Annotated in this window: 15 protein-coding genes; 14 read left to right on the plus strand and 1 reads right to left on the minus strand. The window is 37.5% G+C overall.

Translation table 11 applies throughout. The features are described from left to right. The first annotated feature begins 95 nt into the window (after positions 1 to 95). From GQR42_RS24355 to GQR42_RS24405, 11 genes are all read left to right on the plus strand, one after another. Positions 96 to 4,880, plus strand: coding sequence for a non-ribosomal peptide synthetase (locus GQR42_RS24355; RefSeq protein ID WP_158201947.1), 4,785 nt, complete (start codon positions 96 to 98; stop codon positions 4,878 to 4,880). Between the two features lie 39 nt (positions 4,881 to 4,919). Then, positions 4,920 to 5,963 (plus strand): type 2 isopentenyl-diphosphate Delta-isomerase, encoded by a 1,044-nt coding sequence (gene fni / locus GQR42_RS24360; protein ID WP_158201948.1) that lies wholly within the window; start codon positions 4,920 to 4,922, stop codon positions 5,961 to 5,963. Continuing rightward, positions 5,957 to 6,580, plus strand: coding sequence for a LysR family transcriptional regulator (locus GQR42_RS24365; RefSeq protein WP_158201949.1), 624 nt, complete (start codon positions 5,957 to 5,959; stop codon positions 6,578 to 6,580). Before fni ends, GQR42_RS24365 begins: the two co-directional genes overlap by 7 nt. A gap of 105 nt (positions 6,581 to 6,685) precedes the next feature. After that, positions 6,686 to 7,312 carry a cupin domain-containing protein gene (locus GQR42_RS24370; RefSeq protein ID WP_158201950.1) on the plus strand — a complete coding sequence of 209 codons (627 nt, stop codon included), beginning with the start codon at positions 6,686 to 6,688 and terminating at the stop codon, positions 7,310 to 7,312. 157 nt (positions 7,313 to 7,469) lie between these two features. After that, entirely contained in the window at positions 7,470 to 8,270 is an 801-nt protein-coding gene (locus tag GQR42_RS24375) for an SDR family oxidoreductase (protein WP_158201951.1), read from the plus strand. Positions 8,271 to 8,301: 31 nt separating this feature from the next. Next, entirely contained in the window at positions 8,302 to 9,246 is a 945-nt protein-coding gene (locus GQR42_RS24380) for a putative capsular polysaccharide synthesis family protein (RefSeq protein WP_158201952.1), read from the plus strand. Between the two features lie 91 nt (positions 9,247 to 9,337). Beyond that, entirely contained in the window at positions 9,338 to 12,616 is a 3,279-nt protein-coding gene (locus GQR42_RS24385) for a non-ribosomal peptide synthetase (RefSeq protein ID WP_158201953.1), read from the plus strand. Positions 12,617 to 12,672: 56 nt separating this feature from the next. Then, entirely contained in the window at positions 12,673 to 13,449 is a 777-nt protein-coding gene (locus GQR42_RS24390) for an SDR family NAD(P)-dependent oxidoreductase (protein ID WP_158201954.1), read from the plus strand. 90 nt (positions 13,450 to 13,539) lie between these two features. Then, a complete protein-coding gene (locus tag GQR42_RS24395; protein ID WP_158201955.1) occupies positions 13,540 to 18,003 on the plus strand; it encodes a non-ribosomal peptide synthetase family protein in 4,464 nt (1,487 codons plus the stop codon). A gap of 78 nt (positions 18,004 to 18,081) precedes the next feature. After that, complete coding sequence (locus GQR42_RS24400; RefSeq protein WP_158201956.1) at positions 18,082 to 18,690, plus strand: acyltransferase; 609 nt, start codon at positions 18,082 to 18,084, stop codon at positions 18,688 to 18,690. 182 nt (positions 18,691 to 18,872) lie between these two features. Further along, positions 18,873 to 20,867, plus strand: coding sequence for an ABC transporter ATP-binding protein/permease (locus tag GQR42_RS24405; protein ID WP_158201957.1), 1,995 nt, complete (start codon positions 18,873 to 18,875; stop codon positions 20,865 to 20,867). Positions 20,868 to 20,981: 114 nt separating this feature from the next. On the opposite strand, the gene GQR42_RS24410 is transcribed toward GQR42_RS24405, so the two are convergent. Continuing rightward, complete coding sequence (locus tag GQR42_RS24410) at positions 20,982 to 21,434, minus strand: porin (protein ID WP_158201958.1); 453 nt, start codon at positions 21,432 to 21,434, stop codon at positions 20,982 to 20,984. A gap of 53 nt (positions 21,435 to 21,487) precedes the next feature. Between GQR42_RS24410 and pyrE the strand changes: the two genes are divergently transcribed. The 3 genes from pyrE (at position 21,488) to ndhI (ending at position 24,482) form a co-directional block, all read left to right on the plus strand. Beyond that, complete coding sequence (pyrE, locus tag GQR42_RS24415) at positions 21,488 to 22,177, plus strand: orotate phosphoribosyltransferase (protein ID WP_158201959.1); 690 nt, start codon at positions 21,488 to 21,490, stop codon at positions 22,175 to 22,177. A 571-nt stretch (positions 22,178 to 22,748) separates the two neighbouring features. Further along, entirely contained in the window at positions 22,749 to 23,867 is a 1,119-nt protein-coding gene (nuoH, locus tag GQR42_RS24420) for an NADH-quinone oxidoreductase subunit NuoH (protein WP_002734266.1), read from the plus strand. A 42-nt stretch (positions 23,868 to 23,909) separates the two neighbouring features. Continuing rightward, the gene (gene ndhI, locus GQR42_RS24425) at positions 23,910 to 24,482 is read left to right on the plus strand and encodes an NAD(P)H-quinone oxidoreductase subunit I (protein WP_158201960.1); all 573 of its coding nucleotides are present in this window, start codon (positions 23,910 to 23,912) and stop codon (positions 24,480 to 24,482) included. The last annotated feature ends 95 nt before the right edge of the window (positions 24,483 to 24,577 follow it).

The raw sequence follows: 24,577 nt of genomic DNA on the forward strand, positions 1-24,577 counted from the left end.
GCAACAGTAGCTCAATTTAGAGCTACTGAACTCAGCCAAAAATCGCCCCCATTCGATAAATACCAGAACATTAATTAAGGAAAAGGATACTATTAATGAAAGTCGCAGAATTTTTATCTTACTTAAATAGTTTAGAAATCAAGCTTTGGCTTGAGGAAGAAAAGTTAAAATATCAAGCTCCCCAGGGAGCAATGACACCGGAAATCAAGCAAGAAATCGGCACAAGAAAACCAGAAATTATTGCCTTTTTAAGAAGTGCAATACCCCCGTCTAAGACGGTTGAATCTGTTATATCTCCCGTTGCCAGAACTGAAGCGTTACCCCTATCTTTTGCTCAACAGAGAATGTGGTTTCTCTATCAGATGGATCAGCAAAATTCGGCTTATAATGAAGCTCTAACCATCCGTTTAACGGGACGCTTAAACATTGACATTTTAGAGCAAACGATTAATGCTATTATTCAACGCCATGAGAGCTTACGGACAACCTTTCCAATGGTTGAAGGAAAACCTATTCAAAAAATTGCTCCATCTCTAAAGATTAAATTATTAGTTGTTAATTTAAAAGATATACCCCAAGGGCAAATTGACAAACTGATTATTGAAGAACTACAAAAACCCTTTGATTTAACTCAATCTCCCCTATTACGATGTACTCTTTTTGATTTGGGATATGAAAATTATATTTTAGTCAACGTTTTCCATCATATTATTATCGATGGTTGGTCAAAAGGCATTTTATTTAAAGAATTATCTGAATTTTATCAAGCATTTTTATCTAATTCCACCGTTTCTTTACCCGAATTAACCATACAATATGCCGATTTTGCGGTATGGCAAAGACAATGGTTACAAGGTGAAATCTTAGAAAACCAATTAAATTATTGGAAAAAACAATTAACGGCTGCTCCTCTTTTATTAGAACTTCCCACTGATAAACCTCGTCCAGCTAATCCCAATTTTCGAGGTCATAGTATCTCGTTTCAAATTAACTCAGAACTCACCGAAAAACTAAAACTTCTGAGTCAAAAGTCAGGGGCGACTTTATTTATGACCTTACTGGCTGCTTTAAACACTTTACTCTTTCGTTATAGTGGTCAGGATGATATTTTAATCGGGACACCCACGGCCAACCGAAATCGACAAGAAATTGAACCTTTGATTGGTTTTTTCGTCAATACTTTAGTGCTGCGGAATTCCTTAGAAGGAAATCCGACTTTTTCAGCCTTATTACAGCAAGCTCGCAATGTTGTTTTAGAAGCTTATGCTAATCAAGATGTCCCCTTTGAGCAAGTGGTTGATGGGTTAGAAATCGAACGAAGTTTAAGTTATAATCCCTTATTTCAGGTCATGTTTGCGTTGCAAAATGCCCCCCTCAATGATTTAGAATTACCCCATTTAAAAGCTCAATATCTAGCCGTTGAAAACCAGAGAATTAAATTTGATCTCAGCTTAATTTTAGAGGAAATCGATACAGAACAAGGGTCTTATTTAGAAGGTTTTTGGGAATATGATAGCGACCTATTTACCGACGAAAGAATTACCCGCATGGTGGGTCATTTCCAAACCTTATTAAAGGGAATTGTAGCCAATCCTCAACAAACCGTCAGGGAATTACCCTTACTGACTGAATCGGAAAAACAGCAATTATTAGTAGAATGGAATCAGACTCAAACCTCTTATCCTCGGAATTCCTGTATTCATCAGTTATTTGAACAACAGGTTGTTAAAACACCTGATGCTATAGCGGTCATCGATGGAGAAAAATCTCTCACCTATGAACAGTTAAATCAAAAAGCCAATCAACTCGCCCATTATTTACAAAAGTTAGGGGTTCAACAGGATCAATTAATCGGAATTTGTGTCGAGCGTTCGCCCTTAATGATTATTGGATTTTTAGGAATCTTAAAAGCTGGAGGAGCTTATGTACCACTGGACACAAGCTATCCCGAAGAACGACTTGAATCTATCATAAATGATGCTGAAATCAAAATTTTATTAACGCAACAGCACCTCATCAAAAAACTACCAACAACAGTCAATCAATTGATTTGTTTAGACCGAGATGAAGACAAAATTAAACAACAAAGTCAACAGAATCCTCTCACTCATGTTAACGCTGAACATTTAGCCTACGTCATCTATACTTCAGGTTCTACAGGTAAACCTAAAGGAGTTGCTATTCCCCATCGAGGAGTGACTCGTTTAGTCTGTAATACTGACTATATAGATTTAAACTCAACCGATAAAATTGCTCAAGTTTCTAATGCTTCCTTTGATGCCGCTACTTTTGAAATTTGGGGGGCGCTGATACATGGCGCACAGTTAATAGGAGTAGATAAAGATACAGTTCTTTCTCCTGAAAAATTTGTTCATTTTCTCCAAAAATCTCAAATTACTATTTTATTCTTAACGACAGCTTTATTTAATCAGTTAGTCCAGACTATTCCCCATGCTTTTCAAAGCTTAAGATATTTACTTTTTGGTGGCGAAGCAGTTGATCCTCAATGGGTCAAAGAATCCCTTAATAAAGGAACGGCTCAAAATTTACTTCATGTTTATGGGCCAACAGAAAGCACAACTTTTACCTCTTGGTATTTAATTAAAAATATTCCTCCAGAAGCTACAACTATTCCAATTGGTCGTCCTTTAGCCAATACAGAAATTTATATTCTTGATCCCTATTTGCAACCTGTTCCTATTGGTGTTAAAGGCGAATTGCATATTGGTGGTGATGGTTTAGCCCGTTGTTATCTCAATCGTCCTGACTTAACTGAACAAAAATTTATTCCCCATCCTTTTAGCGAATATTCATCAGCACGCCTGTATAAAACAGGTGATATAGTACGCTATTTAGCCGATGGGAATATTGAATTTATTGGACGTATTGATCATCAGGTAAAAATCAGAGGTTTTAGAATTGAATTAGGCGAAATAGAAGCCGTTTTATTTCAGCATCCTCAAGTCAAAGATGGAATTGTTATCGCCAGAGAAGATCAACTTGGAATCAAGCGTTTGTATGCTTATGTTGTTCCGAAAGATAAGCAACTCACTCAGCCAAAATTACGAATTTTTCTTCAAGAAAAGCTGCCCAATTATATGATTCCTGCTTTCTTGATTTTCTTAGATGCTTTTCCTCTTAATCAGAATGGAAAAATTGATCGCAGCGTTTTACCTATACCAGAAATTGATGTTAATGAATTAGAAAATTATCTTTTTCCTAGTACCGATAAAGAAACAATTCTAGCCCAAATTTGGCAGGAAGTTTTGGGACGGAATCAAATTAGTATTAATGATAATTTCTTTGAGTTAGGAGGCGATTCAATTATCGCTATTCAAATTGTCGCTAAAGCGAATCAAGCGGGATTAGAAATTACTCCTAAACAACTATTCGGCTATCAGACAATCGCTCAATTAGCACTCGTAGCGGAGACGACTGCTACCAATGAAATTGACCAAGGATTAGTCACAGGTGAAGTTCCCTTAACTCCGATTCAACAGTGGTTTTTTGAACAACACTGGCCCGAACGTCATCATTTTAATCAATCTATCTTGTTAGAGGTTCCCAATAATCTACAACCAGATTTATTAAAACAAACTATTTCTAAATTACTCTATCACCATGATGCTTTGCGGTTACGCTTTGTTCAACAAGGGGAAAAATGGCAACAAAATCACAGCGACGATTGCAATAGTTTTGCCTTTGAATTGGTGGATTTATCTCATCTGTCTTGCGATGAACAAGTAACCACCCTAGCTGAAATTTCAGAAGTTCAACAACGGACACTCAACCTAGAGCAAGGTCCCTTAATGGCGGTGGTTTTCTTCAAATTGGGTGAGAATGGACGATTGTTAATTGTGATTCATCATTTAGCAGTAGATGGAATTTCTTGGCGGATTATTTTGGAAGATTTAGCCACGATTTACCAACAATTAGAAAGCCAAGATTCTCGGCAACTTCCCCCCAAAACCAGTTCCTTTAAAACTTGGGCTGAAGAGTTGCAAAACTATGCTCAAACCCCAGAATTTAACACGCAATTTAAGTATTGGCTAAACCGTGATTTACCCTCGGTTTTTCCCCTTCCTTTGGACTATCAAGGTGAGGCTAAGTCCAACATTGTTGCCCATGCAAAAACGGTTTCTTTCACCTTAAATGAAGAACAAACCCGCTTACTGTTACAGGAGGTTCCCCAAGCTTATAACACCCAGATTAACGATATTTTATTGACCGCTTTAGTCCAAGCTTTTGGTCGTTGGACAGGTTATTCTCAGCTTTTACTTGACATGGAAGGTCATGGAAGAGAGAATGTAATTGAGTCCGTGAATTTATCTCGAACTGTGGGTTGGTTTACCAGTATTTATCCCGTCTTTTTGACCTTAGAAAATCTTGACCATCTGGGGGAATGCCTCAAGTCCATCAAAGAGCAATTGCGACAAATTCCGAATCGGGGATTTGATTATGGAATTGGATATTATCTCAACTCAGATTTAACGATTCAATCCCAGTTAAAAAATCATCCAAAAGCTCAAGTTAGCTTTAATTATTTAGGTCAATTTACAAGTCATCAAATCGGCGAGATAGGCTGGAAATTATCTCAAGAGTCCAGTGGTTCCATTCATAGTCCTTTGGGACAACGTTCCCATTTAATTGCGATTCATGGAATTGTGGTTGATGGGCAACTTGACATGGAATGGCAGTATAGCGAAAATTTTCATCATCAAACAACGATCAAAAATTTAGCTGCTGCTTATCGAGATTCTTTAGAAAGCCTGATTAACCATTGTTTATCAGCAGAAGGAGGCTATACTCCCTCGGATTTTCCCGATGCGGCTCTTAATCAAGCAGAACTAGATGAACTGCTCTTGGAACTCGATTTTTAAACTCAATTTAATGTTCAACCCTCATGCTTGATAACAACTATGTCACCGCCTAATCTTCCCAGTGAAATTGAAAATCGTAAAAGCGAACATCTACGAGTTTGTATCGAAGAAGATGTGGAATTTCAACAACTTACAAGCGGTTTAGAAAAATATCGTTTTACCCATTGTTGTCTTCCTGAACTTGACCGTAGTGAGATTGAATTGGGGACAACCTTTTTGGGGAAATCTCTAAAAGCTCCAATTCTCATCTCTTCCATGACTGGAGGAACAGAATTAGCCCATTTAGTCAATACTCGATTGGCAATGGTCGCTCAACGTTATGGTTTAGCAATGGGAGTGGGTTCTCAACGCATTGCACTCGAACAACCGGAATTAGCGCCGACCTTTGCAGTCCGTTCTCTGGCGCCAGATATTCTCCTGTTAGCGAATTTAGGGGCTGTACAGTTAAATTACGGCTGCGGTTTAGAGGAATGTTTAAAATTGGTGCAATTATTAGAAGCTGATGCCTTAATTCTCCATCTCAATCCTTTACAAGAATGGGTACAATCGGGAGGCGATTCTAATTTTAAAGGTTTACTCGCTAAAATCGAGCAAATTTGCGCTCAATTGCCCGTTCCCGTCATCGCCAAAGAAGTCGGAAATGGCATCTCTGCGGTGATGGCCAAACAATTAATTGAAGCAGGAGTCGCCGCGATTGATGTGGCGGGAGCCGGAGGCACGTCCTGGGCCAAAGTTGAAAGTCAAAGGGCCAAAGACAACAGACAACGGCATCTCGGACAAGTTTTTGCCGATTGGGGTTTACCTACGGCTGAATGTATTACCGCCATTCGGTCTGTGAATTCAACCATTCCTTTAATTGCTTCTGGAGGCTTAAAAAATGGCTTAGATCTTGCCAAATCTATCGCTCTAGGAGCCGATTTAGGAGGGTTGGCTCGTCCGTTTCTCGTAGCAGCGATTGAATCAGAAGCCGCCGTTGATGAGTTGGTAAAATTTTTAATTGCTGAACTTGAAATTGTTTTATTTTGTACTGGAAATCCTAATTTATCCACCCTTAAAACTTCAGGAGCCTTAAAACCATGTTAAAGTTTTCAATGGAATTGTGTTATCCTCAGCCCGATGTCAAAACTTTAAGCGTTGGCACTTTGGGTCCAAAAGAAACCAGTAGTGAACAAACCTTAAATTATCTAATTTCTCAATGGAAATTACAACAGATTTCGGTTAATAGTCATTTATTTGATAGCTTTACAGATTTAAAGGAATCTTTACTGCAATATCAGATAGATTTGGCGTTAGTTCCCCATGCCTATGAAAGAATTAATGATTTCTATATGGAACCGAGGTTTAAACTAGGTTTTATCTTCACCTATCCCACACCCGTTTACGGATTAGCCAAGCGAAAAAATGAAGAAATCGTTTTAGAAAATTGTACCCTAGTTACTCATCCCGCTCCTCTTCCTTTACTTCCTTATTTATTACCTGGCGACCTGAATCAAAACAAGATTAAAATCAAATTTGTGAATTCTACCAGTGTTGCCGCTATTCACCTTAAACAAGGGTTGGCAGATTTAGCCATTACCAATGAAAATGCCCTCCGAGAACATGATTTAGAATTTATTTCACAATATGGTAAAATTGATATGAGTTGGTCTTTATTTCACAAAAAGGAAAACACCATGATTCAAGATATTTATCTACCCTGACCTACTTAAAAAAGCTACCTATCCGCTCAGAATAGTTGCCTTCATCACATAAAAATAATTGAGAGGTTAAATCTCAATTTCATTTTGAACCTGCACCCTGAAATCATGTCTGAATTTTTCCCAATTTCCAAGCCTCTTAAACTCAATCCTCATGTAGAATTAGAGGTTTTTCAATGCCAAGATACCATTTTTCAATTATCTGTTATATCTCCTAATGCTAAACTTGAATCCCACCAACATCCTGAAAGTCAAATTGGCATGGTACTCTCAGGAGAACTGGAACTGTATATTAAAGATGTGATTAAACCCTTAAGAGCTTTGCAAGATGTTCATGTCGCCGATGCTAATATTTTTCATGGTTTTGTTAATCCCTTATCCGAAGCGATGATTGGATTTGATCTTAAACGGATTACCTCTTCTTTACCTTCCCAAGATGTTGTATTAACATTATCAAAAAACCAAGATAAAATTACTCATTTACCTTGTCAATCTGTTAAGGGTTCTTGGTTTGAAATTGTCATGACGACAATTCCTTCTGGTTACTCCATTCCCCTAAATCAAGGTGAGCAAGAAGAAATCGGATTTATTTTGAATGGAAAATTAGAAATCTCCATAGAAAATGAAGAACAGTGTTTAGAATATGGTCAAATTTATTATGCTCCTTCAACGGTTTTGAAAAAAGGTTATAATTCATCGAATCAAGATATTCATTTGATTAAAATTTTAATTTAGTTCGTTTTAAAGTTCTAATACTAAATCCGTTGAGTATAGGTAACATATTAGGATAGGCACTCATGCAAGAGGCAAGAGGCAAAAGGGGGAATAGATAATCAGTTTTTAATAACTGGATTTAGTATAATTTTAACCGCAAAATGCTAGGACAAAGTTTATGGATTTAGGATTAAAAGATAAAGTTGCTTTGATTACGGGAAGTAGTGCGGGAATTGGGTTGACCATTGCTGAAAAATTAGCAGAAGAAGGCTGTCACTTAATTATTTGCGGTCGCAATTTTCAACGCTTAGAACAAGCTTATCAATCTCTGGCTCAAGCTTATCCTGCCCAACAAATTCTGAGTTTAGTGGCTGATGTTCATCAAGCTCAAGATTCTGAACAATTAATACAGGACTCTTTAAATCAATATGGCAAAATTGACATTTTAGTTAATAATTCTGAAGGAGCTAACTTTGCTGAGAATTTAATTGAAAACCTTTCCGATGACGATTGGTCAAATGTTTTTCAGGGAAAATTAATGGGTTATATTCGCTTAACCAATTTAGTGTTACCGATTATGAAAAAACAACATTGGGGAAGAATCGTTAATATCGTTGGGACATCGGGAAAAGAGCCATCCCCTCGTTTAGTTAAATCGGGTGTTGTCAATGCAGCTTTAATGAATTTTACCAAATCAGTAGCTAGACAAACCGCCCCCTATAATGTTTTAATTAATAGTATTAACCCCGGCGTTATTGACACCCCTAGACATCGAGAATATTTAGAAATTTATGCCAAAAAGGAAGGAACAACCCCAGATTTAATCCGAGAAGGAATTCTTAAAACAATTCCTATGAATCGGATTGGTACCACTGAAGAATTTGCTAATCTCGTTGTATTTTTAGCTTCTGAATGCGCGAGTTATATAACGGGAATTACTATTCCCCTCGATGGTGGTTTATCCTCGTCAGCATTTTAAATTCAACCCTCCAACATCATCAACAAGCATCATGAACACACAAACTAAACTCTCAAACCAAGCTCTTAACTATTATCCCATCGCAGATAAACAGGTTTTTACCGTGTATTCCTATATTAGTAATAGGATTAATATGTGGAAGACAGAAAGACAATTAAAACAAGAACTTCTCAATAATTCTTCAGTCATCTTTGTTTATCAAATGGGTAAAGTCGGTTCAATGAGTACCTATTTGACCCTAAAAAAACATCTCCAAAATCAAGCTATTTATCATATCCATAATCTGAATTCAGAACATTTTTCAAAAATTTGGGCAACAATGCAACTGGAGAAAACTTATCATGCTTTTACCTTTGGGCATTCCTGTATGACCAAATATTTAAGCGAACATATTGAAGAAATCAAAGGTCAAAAAAGCATTAAAATTATTACCGGAGTCCGAGAACCCATCGCCCGTAATATTTCTTGGTTTTTTCAAATCATTCATTGTGCGTGTGTTTTTCCTGAATTTTTCATAAAATATGAGAAGGGATTAATCACAATGGATGATATTATTAAGAAATTCTGGTCTCAAAATTTTGTCTATGGAAAACAGTATGACTGGTTTGAGGAAGAATTAGAGGCTGTTTTTGGCATTGATATTGCTTCCATGGATTTTCCCAAAGAAAAAGGTTATGCGATTGCGAATTTCCCAGACCGTAATATTGAATTATTAGTCTTAAAGTTAGAGAAACTTGATTCTTGCTTAAAAGAAGCCTTAGAAACTTTTTTGGGAGTTGAAAATTTAGATTGTGAACGACTTGACCGAGCAGACTTTTTAGACGAGAATGACTATCTCATCTATGAGAATTTAAGAAAGAGTCTCACCTTTAGTGATGAATATTTAGAAGAAATTTATGATCAACCATTAGTGCGTCATTTTTACACCGATGAAGAAATTAACAAATTTAAACTCAAGTGGTCTAGTCAACGTTAAAGGTAATTCGTTCTAAGTTTATCGGGTTTCTTGAATAAATTTTATTCAAGAAATTCACGCCTATTTTGATTCAATCTATTGGGAAAAAACAATGGTAACACCTCACAAATCAAACGTTAGTAAAAAAGATATTGAATCCATTTATCCCCTTTCTCCCATGCAGCAGGGGATGCTTTTTCATTCTTTATATAATCCAGAATCAAAGACGTATTTATCACAAATTCAAATCACCTTACAAGGCAATTTAGATATTAATGCGTTCCAACAAGCTTGGCAAAAAGTAGTAGATAGACATAGTATTTTACGGACTTGTTTTGCATGGAAAAAAACCAAACAGCCTTTGCAAGTGGTTAGAAAAAATGTCAGCTTGCCTTGGTTTAATTATGATTGGCGATCCCATTCTCCCTCCGAACAAGAAACTAAATTTCAGGAATTGTTAACCTCTGATAAAGAGCAATATTTTGAATTAGATAAAGTCCCCTTACTTCGATGTCATTTAATTCAAGTCGAAGATAATAAATATGAATTCATCCATACCGGACATCATATTTTATTAGATGGTTGGGCAACAGCAATTCTGTTGAAAGAAGTTTTCGAGTTTTACGCTGGACTTATCAACCATCGACCCGTTAATTTACCCACACCTCGCCCTTATCAAGATTATATCAATTGGGTACAACAGCAAGATCAAACCCAAGCCGAACTCTTTTGGCGACAAAATCTTCAAGGCTTTACCTCTCCAACTCCATTAGTCGTTGATAAACCGTTAAATCCTCTTGTTACTCAAAGTAAAAATTATCTTCATCAAAAATCAAAACTTTCTCCAGAAATTACCAGTCGTCTGAAATTACTCGCCCAAGAATATCGCCTTACTCTTTCTACCCTAATTCAAGGAGCTTGGGCTTTATTATTACATCATTATAGCAGTGAATCAGACATTGTATTTGGGGCAACCGTTTCGGGACGACCGCCCAATTTTACAGGGATTGAATCGATGGTGGGGATGTTTTTAAATACCTTACCCGTTCGCATCCAAATTGAGCCTCAACTTGAATTATTAACTTGGTTTAAACAATTACAACAAGACCATTTAGAACGAGAGCAATATAGTTATAGTTCTCTAATTGATATTCAAAAATGGAGTGAAATTCCCTCCCCTCATTCAGTTTTTGAAAGTTTTGTTGTCTTTGAAAATTTACCCTTTAGCGAAAATGATAGTGATAATTTAGGGGGTTTACAAGTCGGGGAAATGCAAGATTATGGTAATGCTGATTATCCCTTAACGGTTATTGTCACCCCTGGGGAAGCCTTAAGTATTAAAATTATTTATCCTCAAGAACGATTTGAAAATGACACCATTAAACGAATGTTAGGTCATTTCCAGACCTTATTAGCAGGAATCGCCATTAATACCCATCGTCGGATTCAAGACTTACCGTTATTAACGGAAGCAGAACGTCAATTATTATTAGTTGAATGGAATCAAACGATACGAGAAAATCCCCTAAAACAGTGCGTTCATGAATTATTTGAGCAACAAACTCTCAAAACTCCTTCAGCCATTGCCGTTGTTTTTCAAGAGCAACAATTAACCTACAAAGAACTGAATGAATCTGCTAATCAACTGGCTCATTATTTACAAAAACTTGGGGTGAGTTCTCAATCTTTAGTGGGGATTTGTTTAGAACGGTCTGTCAATATGGTGATTGCCGTTTTAGCAGTGTTAAAAGTAGGCGGTGCCTGTGTTCCCCTAGACCCAACCTATCCTCAAGAAAGACTTTCTTACATCCTGCAAGACACCCAAATCAAAACCTTATTAACCCAAAAAGATTGTCAATCTCTTTTAAACAGTGCAACCATTTCTCAACGGATTTTATTGGATGAACAAGGGTCAGAAATTGCCTTAGAAACCAAGACTAATCTTGACAACCCCGTGAGTTTAAAGGATTTGGCTTATATTATTTATAGTTCAGGCTCTACGGGTGTACCCAAAGGTATTATGATCCTACATCAATCCTTAACGAATATTATTGAGCATCATCAAGTAAAAATGTCACCAGAGAGAAATTTTTTGCAATTTGCTCCCTTTAATTTTGATGTCAGCTATCACGAAATCTTTGCGGCCTTGTGTTTAGGAGGAAGCTTATTTATTGTTCCAGAAGATTCTCGTTTAGATCTTGCTAAATTAAGTCAATTGTTGGCAAATAACCCCATTCATAAAGCGATTTTGCCCGTTACTTTGTTACAACAATTAATGGAAACCTATAGTGAGGAAACCTACTTATTTGCTAACTTGCGTGAAATTATTTCAGCTGGAGAGCAATTACAAATTACTCCAAGGATGATTTCTGTATTCAAGAAACTCGAACATTGTACCCTTTACAATTATTATGGCCCCACAGAAGCAGACATCGTTACCAGTTATAGCTTTGACCCTAATCCTGAGCTTTGGCCGAAGTATATTCCCATTGGTAAACCCGCTATTAATGTGCAAGTTTATATTTTAAATTCCTATCTTCAACCCGTACCCATCGGAGTTACTGGGGAGTTATATGTTGCGGGTGGCGGTTTAGCGCGAGGTTATTTCAACAATCCCCAATTAACCCAAGAAAAATTTATTGCTAATCCCTTTAGCGATAATTCATTGCTGTATAAAACTGGGGATTTAGCGCGTTATTTACCCAATGGAGATATCGAGTATTTAGGAAGAATTGATGATGGGGTGAAAGTTAGAGGTTACAGAATTGAATTAGGGGAAGTGGAAACTATTTTAAATCAACATCCTCAAATTGCCCAAGCTGTTGCTACAGTTCAGGGAGAAACCGCCAGAGAAAAATATTTAGCCGCTTATTTTATTCCCCGTCCAGGTGAAACCATAAACCAAGTTGAATTACGTCATTTCCTCGAAAACTGGCTACCCGACTATATGATTCCCTCTGCTTTTGTTATGATGGAATCTTTTCAACTCAGTCCTAATGGTAAAGTTGATCGAAAAGTCTTACCAATACCCGATAAAAACCCCTTATCGTTAACTCAAAATTATGTTGCTCCTCGAACTGCAATTGAAGAAGTTTTAGCAGGAATTTGGGCAGAAATTTTAGAAGTCGAACGAGTTGGGATTGAAGACGATTTCTTTCTGTTAGGTGGGCATTCTTTAAAAGCGATTCAACTGATTAGTAAAATTCGTCAAACCTTAGAAATTGAAATTTCTGTGCGTCAACTTTTCAATCACTCAACCATCAGCCAATTAATTCAAGTCATGATTGAATTAGTGGGGAATGAAGAGTTACTGAATGAAATTGCCGTAACAGTTCAAGAAATTTCCCAACTTTCACCAGAAGAAGTTCAAGCTTTATTATCTCAAAGCTGAACCTAAATGACTTAAACTTTCTCTAATGGACATTGATTTAAACTTAAGGAAAAAAAATGACAAATCATCTCTTTGATTTAACAGATAAAGTTGCAATTATCACGGGTGCTGCCCGAGGAATTGGTCGGGTATTAGCCCAAGGATTAGCACAAGCTGGAGCTAAGGTGGTAATTGGTGATATTAATCAAGTTGGTGCTGAACAAACGGTTCAACTCATTCAAGAAGCAGGAGGCCAGGCCATCGCAATTGAGACGGATGTTCGTCAACGTCCAGCTTGTCAGAATTTAATTGAACAGGCCGTTGCTCATTATGGTCAACTCGATATTATGGTTTGTAATGCCGGGGTTGAAATTCTCAAAAACACTCACGAATTAGAGGAATTGGAATGGGATGAGGTTATTAATGTTGATTTAAAAGGTTATTTTAATTGCGCTCAACTCGCAACCAAACAAATGCTGAAACAAGGTACAGGAGGTTCAATTATTATGAATTCTTCTATCTGTGCCTTCGTTGCTGTTCCCAAATCTTCAGGAGCATATAGCGCCGCCAAAGGTGGTGTTAATCAATTAGTAAAATCCCTAGCGGTCGAATTAGCTAGTCACAAAATTCGAGTCAATGCTTTTGCACCAGGGTATATGAATAATATGATGGAAGGAACAGAAGGTTTACGTTCAACTTCCGATGAAATGGACGAATTATATACTAGAATTCCCATGAAACGAACCGGAGATTTACAAGAGTTAATTGGTCCCGTCGTATTTTTAGCATCCGAAGCTTCCTCTTATGTAACCGGAGCAATTTTAATGGTAGATGGAGGTTATACCGCTATTTAGCATCAATAATTAAACAATTTTTAGGTTGATTTGTATCCATCAAACCAACCTAAAATCACTAGATTAAAACCTATTTAACCCAGGGTAAAAATGAATCATAACTCTCAAGACAAACAAAAATTACTCAAGCTGTTACTACAAAAAAAAGGAATCGGTGTCAAAACAAATACGATACCGCCTAGAGATAAATCTCAACTTGTACCGCTTTCTTTTTCTCAAGAAAGACTTTGGTTTTTGTACCAATTGGAAGCTCAAGGCTATACCTATAATATGCCGTTTCGCTTTCAAATTGACGGCAATTTAGATATTGATATCTTTAGGAAAGCTTTGGAAACTATTATGCAACGTCATGAATTGTTGCGAACTTGTTTTCAAGAAGTTGACGAAATTCCCCGACAAATTATTAACCCGAAAATTCAGTTAAATTTGCCTTTGTTGGATTTACAGTCTTTATCTTCTGCGGAACAAACCCAAGAATTAGAGAGATTAACCGAACAAGAAATTTATACTCCCTTTGACTTAACCCAAGCTCCCTTAATGCGGACTTTTTTGGTTAAATTAACAGCTGATTCTTATCTTTTATTTTTAAGTGTACACCATTCTATTTTTGATGGCTGGTCAATGAAAGTTTTACTCCAAGAACTTTCTCGTTTATATCAAGCTTTTTTACAAAAACAATCTAATCCTTTACCCGATTTACCTATTCAATATGGTGATTTTGCCGTTTGGCAAAGACAACAGTTACAAGGAGATAAACTCACCCAGGAAGTTAATTATTGGCAGCAACAATTAACCGGAATTCCACCCTTATTAGAAATTCCCACTGATTATCTTCGTCCTCCCCTACAAACGTTTAAAGGCAATAATTGTACATTTAAACTAAGTCCAGAATTAAGCCAACACCTGAAAAATATTAGCCAAACGTCAACCGCTACCTTGAATATGACGCTGTTAACGGCTTTTAATGTTTTATTATATCGTTATAGCCGTCAAGAAGATATTGTGATTGGGATTCCCAGTGGTAATCGACAATTTCCTGAGATTGACCCCTTAATTGGTTGCTTTATTAATACCTTACCCATTCGCACTCAGTTTCAAGAAAATCTCTCATTCAAAGCTTTATTAAATCAAGTTAAACAAGTCGTTTTAGAAGCTTATGAACATCAAGATTTACCCTTAGAGAAGGTAGTAGAAACGGTAAATCCTGAACGAAATATAAGTTATAGTCCTTTATTCCAAGTGATGTTTTCTTGGGAAGATATGCTGCACATTGATCATTTTTCGATGGCGGATTTACAATTAACTCCTGTCACGACGAATGCTTTAATTGCTCAATTTGATTTAACCTTAGCCATGCAAGAAACGACTGAGGGTTTAGTTGGATCATTTGATTATAATTGCGCTTTGTTTAATCAAGACACGATTGAACGCATGATTACCCACTTTAAAACGTTATTAGAAGGAATTGCCGTTAATCCTGAACAATCGATTGAATTATTACCTATTTTACCTTTATCAGAACAAAAGTTATTAGCTCAATGGAATCAGACTAATATTGCTGAAAATCCAAAGGTTTGTATTCATGAATTATTTGAACATCAAGTTTTAAAAAAACTAAATGCGATCGCAGTAGAATGGGGAAATGAACAAATAACCTATCAAGACTTAAATCATCGTGCCAATCAATTAGCTCATTATCTCCAATCTAAGGGGGTTAAATTTGAATCTTTAGTGGGTATTTGTTTAGAACATTCTGTATTTATTATTATCAGTTTATTGGCAATTCTTAAAGCGGGTGCTGCTTATCTTGTTTTAGCTCCCAATTATCCCCAAGATCGTTTAAACTTTATCTTAAATGATGCTCAAGTCTCGGTATTAATTACTCAACAGACTTTGGTTAATTTATTCCGTGATTATCAAGCAGAAGTAGTTTGTCTGGATAGTGAAGAAAACTTAATTGCTAGTCAAAGCCAAAACAATTTAGTTAACCCTATTCGTCCAAATAATTTAGCTTATATTATTTATACCTCTGGTTCCACAGGCACTCCGAAAGGGGTTATGATTGAACACCAAAGTTTAGTCAACCATAGCTTAGGAATCATTAAAGCTTATGATTTAACAAGTCATGACCGAATTTTACAATTTGCTTCTTTTGCCTTTGATGTAGCTGCTGAAGAAATTTATCCAACCTTTTTAACGGGTGCAACTTTAGTCATGCGTCCTGCATCAATGTTCCCTTCTTTAGCCGATTTTACTCAATTTATTCAGCAAAATTGTTTAACGGTCATTAATCTTCCGGCTACTTATTGGCATGAATGGGTATTAGAGTTATCTCAAACTTCAATAACTTTACCTGAAACCCTACGCTTAGTGATTACAGGAAGTGAAGAAGTATTAGCAGAGCGATTAATATTATGGCAAAAAATAGTATCAAATAGTCAACGAGAAGATATCACTTGGTTGAATGCCTATGGACCGACAGAAGCGACGATAACCACCACGGTTTTTAATCCCAATTTGAGTCATAAAATTGCTCAAATTCATTCTGTTGCCATTGGTAAACCGATTACAAATACACAGGTTTATATTTGTGATCACTATTTGCAACAACTCCCCATTGGAATACCAGGAGAACTGTTAATTGGAGGTTTAGGTTTGGCCAAAGGTTATCTCAATCGCGATGATTTAACCCGTGAAAAATTTATTACTCATGCTTTTAATTCATCAGAATATCAACGTTTCTATAAAACTGGAGATTTAGCTCGTTATTTACCCGATGGAAATATAGAGTTTTTAGGAAGGATTGATAATCAAGTCAAAATTCGAGGGTTTCGTATTGAAATTGGCGAAATTGAAGCCGTATTAACTGAATACCCAGATGTCCGAGCTACGGCGGTAATTGTTCAAGAAGATCAAACAAATAATAAACAATTGGTAGCTTATATTGTACCAAAATTTCAATCCATTGATATTGCAAAATTGCGGATTTTTCTGAAACAAAAAATACCAGATTATATGATTCCAGCATTCTTTGTACAGCTGCAAGAATTGCCGTTAATGAGTAGTGGTAAAATTGATCGTAACGCTTTACCCGCACCCACCGAAAGTCAGGATCAAAAAACGGTAATTGTACCCCGAACAGCTACAGAAAAAATTGTTGCTGAGATTTGGCAAGATGTTTTAGGGTTAAAGCAAATTAGTATTTTCGATAATTTCTTTGACTTAGGAGGTCATTCCTTAAAAGCTGCTCAAGTCATTTCTCGACTGCGAGAACAATTAGCGATTAATATTCCTTTAAACTATCTTTTTTCAGAACCGACGGTAGCAGGTTTATCCTCTAATTTAGACCCAAATTTATCTGATAAAATTGAGAGTGATCAAATCCCAGATTGGCAAGTTGAAATCACCTTAGATGCTACCATTCAACCGCCGAATATTCTGACTTTCTTTCCTCAAAAACCTGATCATATTTTGCTAACAGGAGCTACGGGTTTTCTCGGAATTCATTTATTAGCTGAATTATTAGATAAAACAGAAGCTAATATTCATTGTTTAATTCGAGACAAAAATTTAGAACAAGCTCAAGCCAAAATTTACCAGAAATTAAAAACCTTTCAATTATGGGATGAACAGAAAAGCTCTCGTATTATTCCTGTCATTGGTGATCTATCCCAAAAACGTTTAGGAATGTGTGAACCTGATTTTCTCGACTTAGCGAATCAAATGGATGTGATTTATCACAATGGAGCTTGGGTTAATGCCATTTATCCCTATTCAATATTGAAACCAACTAATGTTTTAGGAACAGAAGAAATCTTGAGATTAGCGTGCTTAATTAAAACCAAACCTGTCCATTTTGTCTCGACGATTTCTGTTTTTTCTCCCAATTATGCTCAAGGAAACTTAATTCAAGAATCTGATCCCCTGGGTATAAATCATGGACTCAACGCTGGTTATACTCAAAGTAAATGGGTTGCCGAAAAGTTAATCATGGCAGCTCGAAAACGGGGACTTCCGATTACAATTTTTAGAGCATCTCGAATTATTGGACATAGTAAAACCGGAATTTGTAATAGAGAAGATTTGTTTTGTCGTATGATTAAAGGGTGTATTCAATTAGGAATGATTCCTGATTTTGGTGATAGTACAGAAGATCTCACTCCTGTGGATTATGTGAGTGGTGCAATTGTACATTTAGCCAGTCAAGAAAGCTCCTTAGGGAAAGCATTTCATTTGTTGAATTCTCACCCAACCTTAAATCGTGACTTATTTAATTGTGTTCGGGAAATGGGTTATCCGTTGCAGTTGGTTTCCTTTGAAAAATGGCGATCGCATTTAAGAGAACAATGTAAAATCAATACAGATAATGCTTTATCTCCGGTCTTAGATAATTTTTCAGATGAAAATTTATCAGCAGGTTATCCCCCCCAGTTTGATTCTCAAAATACGGTAATGGGGTTAAAAGGGACAGCGTTTAATTTTCCCCCGATTGATCACAAATTGTTAAAAACTTATTTTGAATATTTTACTAAAAGTGGTTTTTTAACACAATAAATGTCGATTTAATCAAACACGACAGCTAAATTAAACCAACTTATGTGATCACTTTATTGATTTCAGTAGGACAATATTATGTTTAATCTAAGACATCAATTATATTTATTGATTTCAAAATTTTTAGAAGAACAAGAACGAATCGAAAAACGTAAACAACTTTCCGAAAATGCCACGGTTCACAGTTCCGTAAAATTTATCGGAAAGTGTGAAAATTATAGGGGAGATAAAAGTTTAATTACTATCGGAGAAAATACCGTAATATTAGGTGAATTGTTTTTATTTACTCATGGTGGAAAAATAGAAATAGGTAAAAATTGTTATATTGGTGAGAAAACTCGAATTAGATCAGCCAATTCTATCAAAATTGGAAACGAAGTTATAATTTCCGATGATGTCAATATTTATGATACGGATGCTCATTCATTAAATTATATTTTAAGACAGAAAGAATTTGTGGAAGTCGTCATTTTAAATAATCTGATTAAGGATGCTAAGGATGTTGATATACAATCTGCACCCGTGGTGATAGAAGATCATGTTTGGATTGGATTTAATGTGGCAATTCTTAAAGGAGTTACGATTGGGAAAGGAGCAATTATCGGAGCCGGTTCGGTAGTGACAAAAGATGTAGAACCTTTTACAATAGTTGCTGGGAATCCTGCCAAAATTATCAAACAATTATGAATCTGATCCAATGCCTAAACAATAGATTAATATTGATTCCTGATAGGTAAAAAATTCAGAAAATAGCAATAATATAATTTGTGATAATAATGGAGATTTTTATGGTATGCTGAATTAATGTCTAACTTAAGAGATAGACATTCAAAGTTCTAATGTCCCCATTTTAGCGCAAGGAGAATCCTATGAATGTTGCCGAAAAAAACTCAGACAGCATGAATCTCAAGGAAGAGACTCGAACTTTCAATCAATCTCTTCAAGAATTTTTAAGATTTATTCAAGTTTATTGGTATCCTAAAGAACACCAGGATAGAGCTTTTTCACAGATTATTCGTTCCTGGGGAATGCTCGTTTTATTGTTTTTTTTATTAGTGGGAGTAGTAGGTCTTAATGCGTTTAATAGTTTCGTTTTTAGAGACTTAATTAGCGTCACAGAAGCTAGGGATGCAGAAAAATTAACTCATTTTGTCATTATTTATGGGATTACCCTAGGCAGTATGACGTTTTTCACAGGATTGTCTAGGTTTCTTAAAAAACTAATTGCGCTGGATTGGTATCAATGGATCAATAGTAGTATCTTGCAAAAATATTTCAAAAATCGTGCTTATTATCGAATCAATTTTAAAGGCGATATAGAAAATCCAGATCAACGTTTATCCCAAGAAATTCAACCCATCGCCAGAACAACGATGGACTTTTTAACAACCTGTGTTGAAAAAGTTATGGAGATGCTGGTTTTTATTGCCATTCTTTGGTCAATTTCTAAAACCATTTCTATGGTGCTTTTCGTTTATACGATTATTGGAAATATTCTTGCTACCTATATTACTCAACAATTAAATAAAGTCAATAAACAACAATTAGAAATAGAGGGAACCTATAAATACGCCATCACTCATGTTCGGACACACGCCGAATCAATTGCATTTTTTAGAGGGGAAGAAAAAGAGTTAAATATTATTCAAAGAAAGTTCAATCAGGTGATTAAAATCATGATTGAAAGAATTAATTGGGAAAGAACCCAGGAATTTTTTAACCGCGGCTATCAATCCATTGTTCAAATCTTCCCCTTCTTAATTGTTTCCCCATTATATATTAGTGGTGAAATTGAGTTTGGACAAGTTAATCAAGCCAGCTATTGTTGCTATTTCTTTTCCACAGCTTTATCCGTGTTAGTTGATGAATTTGGACGCTCCGGTGAGTTTATTAATTATATTGAACGTTTAGAAGATTTTTCCCAAGCGTTAGAGGATGTAAGCGAACAAAAAAAACCAGTTAATACCATTAAAGTCATTGAAGATAACAATCTAACTTTTGAGGATGTCACCTTACAAACTCCCGATGCCGCTAAAGTGATTGTTGAACATTTATCCCTGTCCGTTGAACCTGGGGAAGGTTTATTAATTGTTGGTCCGAGCGGTCGAGGAAAAAGTTCTCTTTTACGCGCTATTTCTGGGTTATGGAATACAGGTACAGGTCATTTGATGCGACCTCCCCTCGACGATTTATTATTTTTACCCCAACGTCCTTACATCATTTTAGGAACCCTGCGCGAACAGCTAATTTATCCTCAAACGACAACGGAGATGAGTGAATCCCAATTAAAAGAAATCTTACAAGAAGTTAACCTACAAGATGTTCTTAATCGCATCAAAAATTTTGATGAGGAAGTGGATTGGGAAAATATTTTATCCTTAGGAGAACAACAACGTCTAGCCTTTGCGCGACTATTCGTTAATCAGCCAGATTTTGTGATTTTAGATGAAGCCACCAGTGCTTTAGATTTAAAAAATGAAGATCATTTATATAAACAGTTACAACAAACTGGCAAGACCTTTATTAGTGTCGGACATCGAGAAAGTTTGTTTAACTATCATCAAAGGGTTTTGGAACTTTCCGAGGATTCTACTTGGCGATTAATGAGAATGGAAGACTATCATCCATCAGCAGCGATTGCCACTCATTCTAACAATGCCAAAACCGTTGATGAAACCATAGAAATTGTCTCTGAAATTAACAATCAAGACAATTTTACCCATCAAGAAATGCAAAAACTGACCAACTATAGCTTAAGTACCATCAAAAATAAAGCCAGTCGAGGTCAAACGATTATTGCCAATGATGGCATGAGCTATAGTTATGACAAAACCCTTGATATTGCAAAATGGGTGAGAGTTTAGCTTCTCAGGGAGCTTCGCTCGAACTTAAAAAGGCATCTTGCCGCAGTTCGGGAACCTTCAAAGAAGATTCTCGACCCATTACATTGTTCGCCAATTCCGAGTTAAATTGGCGAATTAAAAGCCGCCTGGACTTAAATAACTGGGATTTTCCTGTAGGGAAGTATCGAAGGGATTGGGTAAATCTTGGGTGCGAATTAAGGGACCAGACTGTTGCTGTTGCATGACATCATAGTATAAAGTTTCGGTTAATTTGGCATCCCGGGTAATCATATTATCGAAATAGGAACCTTGGGGAAAAGTACGCCAACCAAAAAGAGAGTTGAACTGTCCTAAAATGTTGGTGTAGTCGTAGAAACGACCCGTATTGTTATTAACAGCGCGGTTAAACAAACCGGGGATATTATTAAATCCCACCGCCGTATCGGGAGAGGGGACAAGTTGCAGTTGTTGGGTTTTTACCGGTGCAGGATTGCTGGCGGGTGAATTTTGGGCGATCGCATTAGACGAACTCAACCAGACTAAACCGGTTAAACAAAACAGGGAAGGAAGTAAAAATTGAGCGCGCATGGGTAAAAATCTCCTCACAGGGGTAGGGTTAATTAAAAAATTGCTTCAATGGGATGAGAAAGAAATCAATACTAGCGATCGAGTCAATATATAATGACTTTTGGCTCAATTGTAACCGAAATTTTGGAGTCAGTCAGGCTCCCAATCCTGAAAATATGGCTAATTCCTCGGTAGCGACTCTCGATACTGCTTCCCTGCGTCAATTTCTCCTCGATGCTCTTGTCCGTCTTGCCTATCGAGAGGGGGATTTCACCCTGTCCTCAGGACAAAAAAGCAGCTACTATATCAACGGTAAACAAGTTACCCTCACTGCGGAGGGAGCTTTAGCCGTGGGGCGTTTATTGCTGTCCCTACTGCCTCCAGATACCCAGGCGGTGGCAGGATTAACCCTAGGGGCGGATCCGATTGTCAGCGCCGTTATTGTGGTATCTGCCTACGAAAATCGCCCGATTCCAGCCTTAATCGTCCGTAAAGAGGCAAAAGGTCACGGAACCATGGCTTATATCGAGGGGCCGACTTTAAACCCCGGTGCCGCGGTGGTTGTCCTCGAAGATGTGGTGACAACGGGGAAAAGTGCCATGGTAGCGGTAGAAAGATTACGGGATGCCGGTTATCAAGTAGATTTAATCATTGCTTTGGTGGATAGAGAGCAAGGAGGGGCGGAATTTTACCAATCTCAGGGAATAAAGTTTCAAGCTTTGTTTTCGATTCGAGACCTACAGGCGGCTTATCAGAAAAAATAGGGTTTGCGGCAAAAAGTTTTTCCTGGTGGCAGGGTGTGGGGTGTGGGGTGTGGGGTGTGGGGTTTTACCAGTTTTGAGGTGGCCAATTACCTAATTTTCAGGGAAAAAGTCCAGGAATTTTCCCCCTGATCACTCCCATGCCTGGTACTTTTTGATTGACAAAAAGTCTAAAAGTCTTACCCAACAAAGTTTTTAGATTTTTTCAGCCTACCCTAAATAGCGGCGATTGGCGATAAACGCTCGATAACTGGGTTTTAAAAGTCGGTAAAACTTATCGGATGTTGCCTTGAGAAAATGGCTGTATTTTTTTCCTGTGAATAATTGGTCACTAGCCGAGGTTTTCGGCGCTAAGAAACAGCTGGGAACATTGATAGATTCAGAGTCTAACTATTGACTAATAGCTATTCTCGGCGGGGGAATCAAGATTCCTTGACTCTCTTGGCCGCTAAGAATTGAAGCCTTTTTCACTTTCTGATAACCCTCAGACCGACTAACTGTATACTAGGCTATAAGATTTGCTTAAAAATCTTCGGACCATGCCGAACTATCGACAGTACAGCGATCGCCAAATATGAATCAAGGCATAGATTTACAAGAAAGTTTCATTAAATCCCTAACAGACTTGGGATTAAGTGGAGGACTGGCTAAAGCGATTTGGATGCCTTTACCCATGTTCCTGATGATTATAGCCGCCACGGTGGGGGTTTTAGTCTGCGTCTGGTTAGAAAGGAAAATTTCCGCCGCTGTCCAACAGCGTATCGGGCCGGAATACGCAGGCCCCTTGGGCGTTTTACAACCGGTCGCCGACGGTCTGAAATTAGTCTTTAAAGAAGATGTCGTCCCCGCTAAGGCCGACCCTTGGTTATTCCTCTTTGGGCCAATTTTGGTGGTGATGCCAGTGTTTGTCTCCTATCTCATCGTTCCCTTCGGTCAAAATCTGCTGATTACTGACCTAAACGTGGGTATCTTTTTATGGATTTCCTTGTCCAGTATTGCCCCCATTGGCTTATTAATGGCGGGTTATGCCTCCAATAATAAGTATTCCTTACTGGGAGGCCTGCGGGCGGCGGCGCAATCGATTAGTTATGAAATTCCCTTGGCTTTATCGGTATTAGCGATCGCGATGATGTCTAATAGTCTCAGTACCATTGATATTGTCGAACAACAATCCGGTTATGGCATTTTAGGCTGGAATATCTGGCGCCAACCGGTGGGTTTTCTGATTTTCTGGATTGCCGCTTTAGCTGAGTGTGAACGTCTGCCTTTCGATTTACCGGAAGCGGAGGAGGAATTGGTCGCCGGTTATCAAACCGAATACGCGGGGATGAAATTCGCTCTCTTTTATGTGGGTTCCTACGTTAACCTCGTGCTATCGGCCCTAGTGTTCGCCGTCCTCTATCTTGGTGGTTGGGAATTTCCTATCCCCGTCAATGCTTTGGCCGGCTGGTTGGGAGTTAGTGAAACCAATCCTTGGCTACAAATTATCACCGCTTCCCTAGGGATTACGATGACAGTATTAAAAGCCTATTTCCTCATCTTCATCGCTATTCTCTTGCGTTGGACAGTACCCCGGGTTCGCATTGACCAATTACTCGATTTAGGCTGGAAATTCCTCTTACCAGTATCTTTAGTTAATTTACTACTTACCGCCGCCCTAAAACTAGCTTTTCCCTTTGCTTTTGGCGGTTAATTTCCTTTTTTGCCCTGTTAACCTACTATCCCCCTGACCATCATGTTTAACATCCTCAAACAAGTCAGCGATTACGCCAAAGGTAGCATTCAAGCGGCGAAATACATCGGCGAAGGTTTATCCGTTACCTTTGATCATATGCGTCGTCGTCCGATTACCGTCCAATATCCCTACGAAAAGTTAATTCCCTCGGAACGTTATCGGGGTAGAATTCACTTTGAGTTCGATAAATGTATCGCTTGTGAAGTTTGTGTGCGAGTTTGTCCGATTAATTTACCAGTAGTAGATTGGACTTTTAACAAGGAAATTAAAAAGAAAGAACTCAAACACTACAGTATCGATTTTGGGGTCTGTATTTTCTGCGGCAATTGTGTGGAATACTGTCCGACTAATTGTTTGTCCATGACCGAAGAATACGAACTAGCGACCTATGATCGTCATGAATTAAACTATGATAACGTCGCCCTAGGCCGTTTACCCTACAAAGTCACCCAAGACCCGATGGTAACACCTCTGAGGGAATTAGGTTATCTACCTAAAGGTGTCATCGAACCCCACGATTTACCCGCCGGTAGTCAACGCGCCGGTAAACGTCCAGAAGAAATTACTAATTAATTAGCAGTTAGCTATCAGCCGTCAGCGTTTTTAGGTAGGAGAATTGCCAGATTCTGTCTTTTGCCTCTTGCCTCTTGCCCCTTGCCTTCAGAAGC

This window comes from Microcystis aeruginosa FD4 (genome assembly GCF_009792235.1).
GTDB lineage: Bacteria > Cyanobacteriota > Cyanobacteriia > Cyanobacteriales > Microcystaceae > Microcystis > Microcystis viridis.

Excerpts from the sequence above, each read along its gene's own strand:
- GQR42_RS24355 (WP_158201947.1), top strand. The coding sequence starts at position 96 with ATGAAAGTCGCAGAATTTTTATCTTACTTAAATAGTTTAGAAATCAAG.
- fni (WP_158201948.1), top strand. The coding sequence starts at position 4,920 with ATGTCACCGCCTAATCTTCCCAGTGAAATTGAAAATCGTAAAAGCGAA.
- GQR42_RS24365 (WP_158201949.1), top strand. The coding sequence starts at position 5,957 with ATGTTAAAGTTTTCAATGGAATTGTGTTATCCTCAGCCCGATGTCAAA.
- GQR42_RS24370 (WP_158201950.1), top strand. The coding sequence starts at position 6,686 with ATGTCTGAATTTTTCCCAATTTCCAAGCCTCTTAAACTCAATCCTCAT.
- GQR42_RS24375 (WP_158201951.1), top strand. The coding sequence starts at position 7,470 with ATGGATTTAGGATTAAAAGATAAAGTTGCTTTGATTACGGGAAGTAGT.
- GQR42_RS24380 (WP_158201952.1), top strand. The coding sequence starts at position 8,302 with ATGAACACACAAACTAAACTCTCAAACCAAGCTCTTAACTATTATCCC.
- GQR42_RS24385 (WP_158201953.1), top strand. The coding sequence starts at position 9,338 with ATGGTAACACCTCACAAATCAAACGTTAGTAAAAAAGATATTGAATCC.
- GQR42_RS24390 (WP_158201954.1), top strand. The coding sequence starts at position 12,673 with ATGACAAATCATCTCTTTGATTTAACAGATAAAGTTGCAATTATCACG.
- GQR42_RS24395 (WP_158201955.1), top strand. The coding sequence starts at position 13,540 with ATGAATCATAACTCTCAAGACAAACAAAAATTACTCAAGCTGTTACTA.
- GQR42_RS24400 (WP_158201956.1), top strand. The coding sequence starts at position 18,082 with ATGTTTAATCTAAGACATCAATTATATTTATTGATTTCAAAATTTTTA.
- GQR42_RS24405 (WP_158201957.1), top strand. The coding sequence starts at position 18,873 with ATGAATGTTGCCGAAAAAAACTCAGACAGCATGAATCTCAAGGAAGAG.
- GQR42_RS24410 (WP_158201958.1), bottom strand. The coding sequence starts at position 21,434 with ATGCGCGCTCAATTTTTACTTCCTTCCCTGTTTTGTTTAACCGGTTTA.
- pyrE (WP_158201959.1), top strand. The coding sequence starts at position 21,488 with ATGAGAAAGAAATCAATACTAGCGATCGAGTCAATATATAATGACTTT.
- nuoH (WP_002734266.1), top strand. The coding sequence starts at position 22,749 with ATGAATCAAGGCATAGATTTACAAGAAAGTTTCATTAAATCCCTAACA.
- ndhI (WP_158201960.1), top strand. The coding sequence starts at position 23,910 with ATGTTTAACATCCTCAAACAAGTCAGCGATTACGCCAAAGGTAGCATT.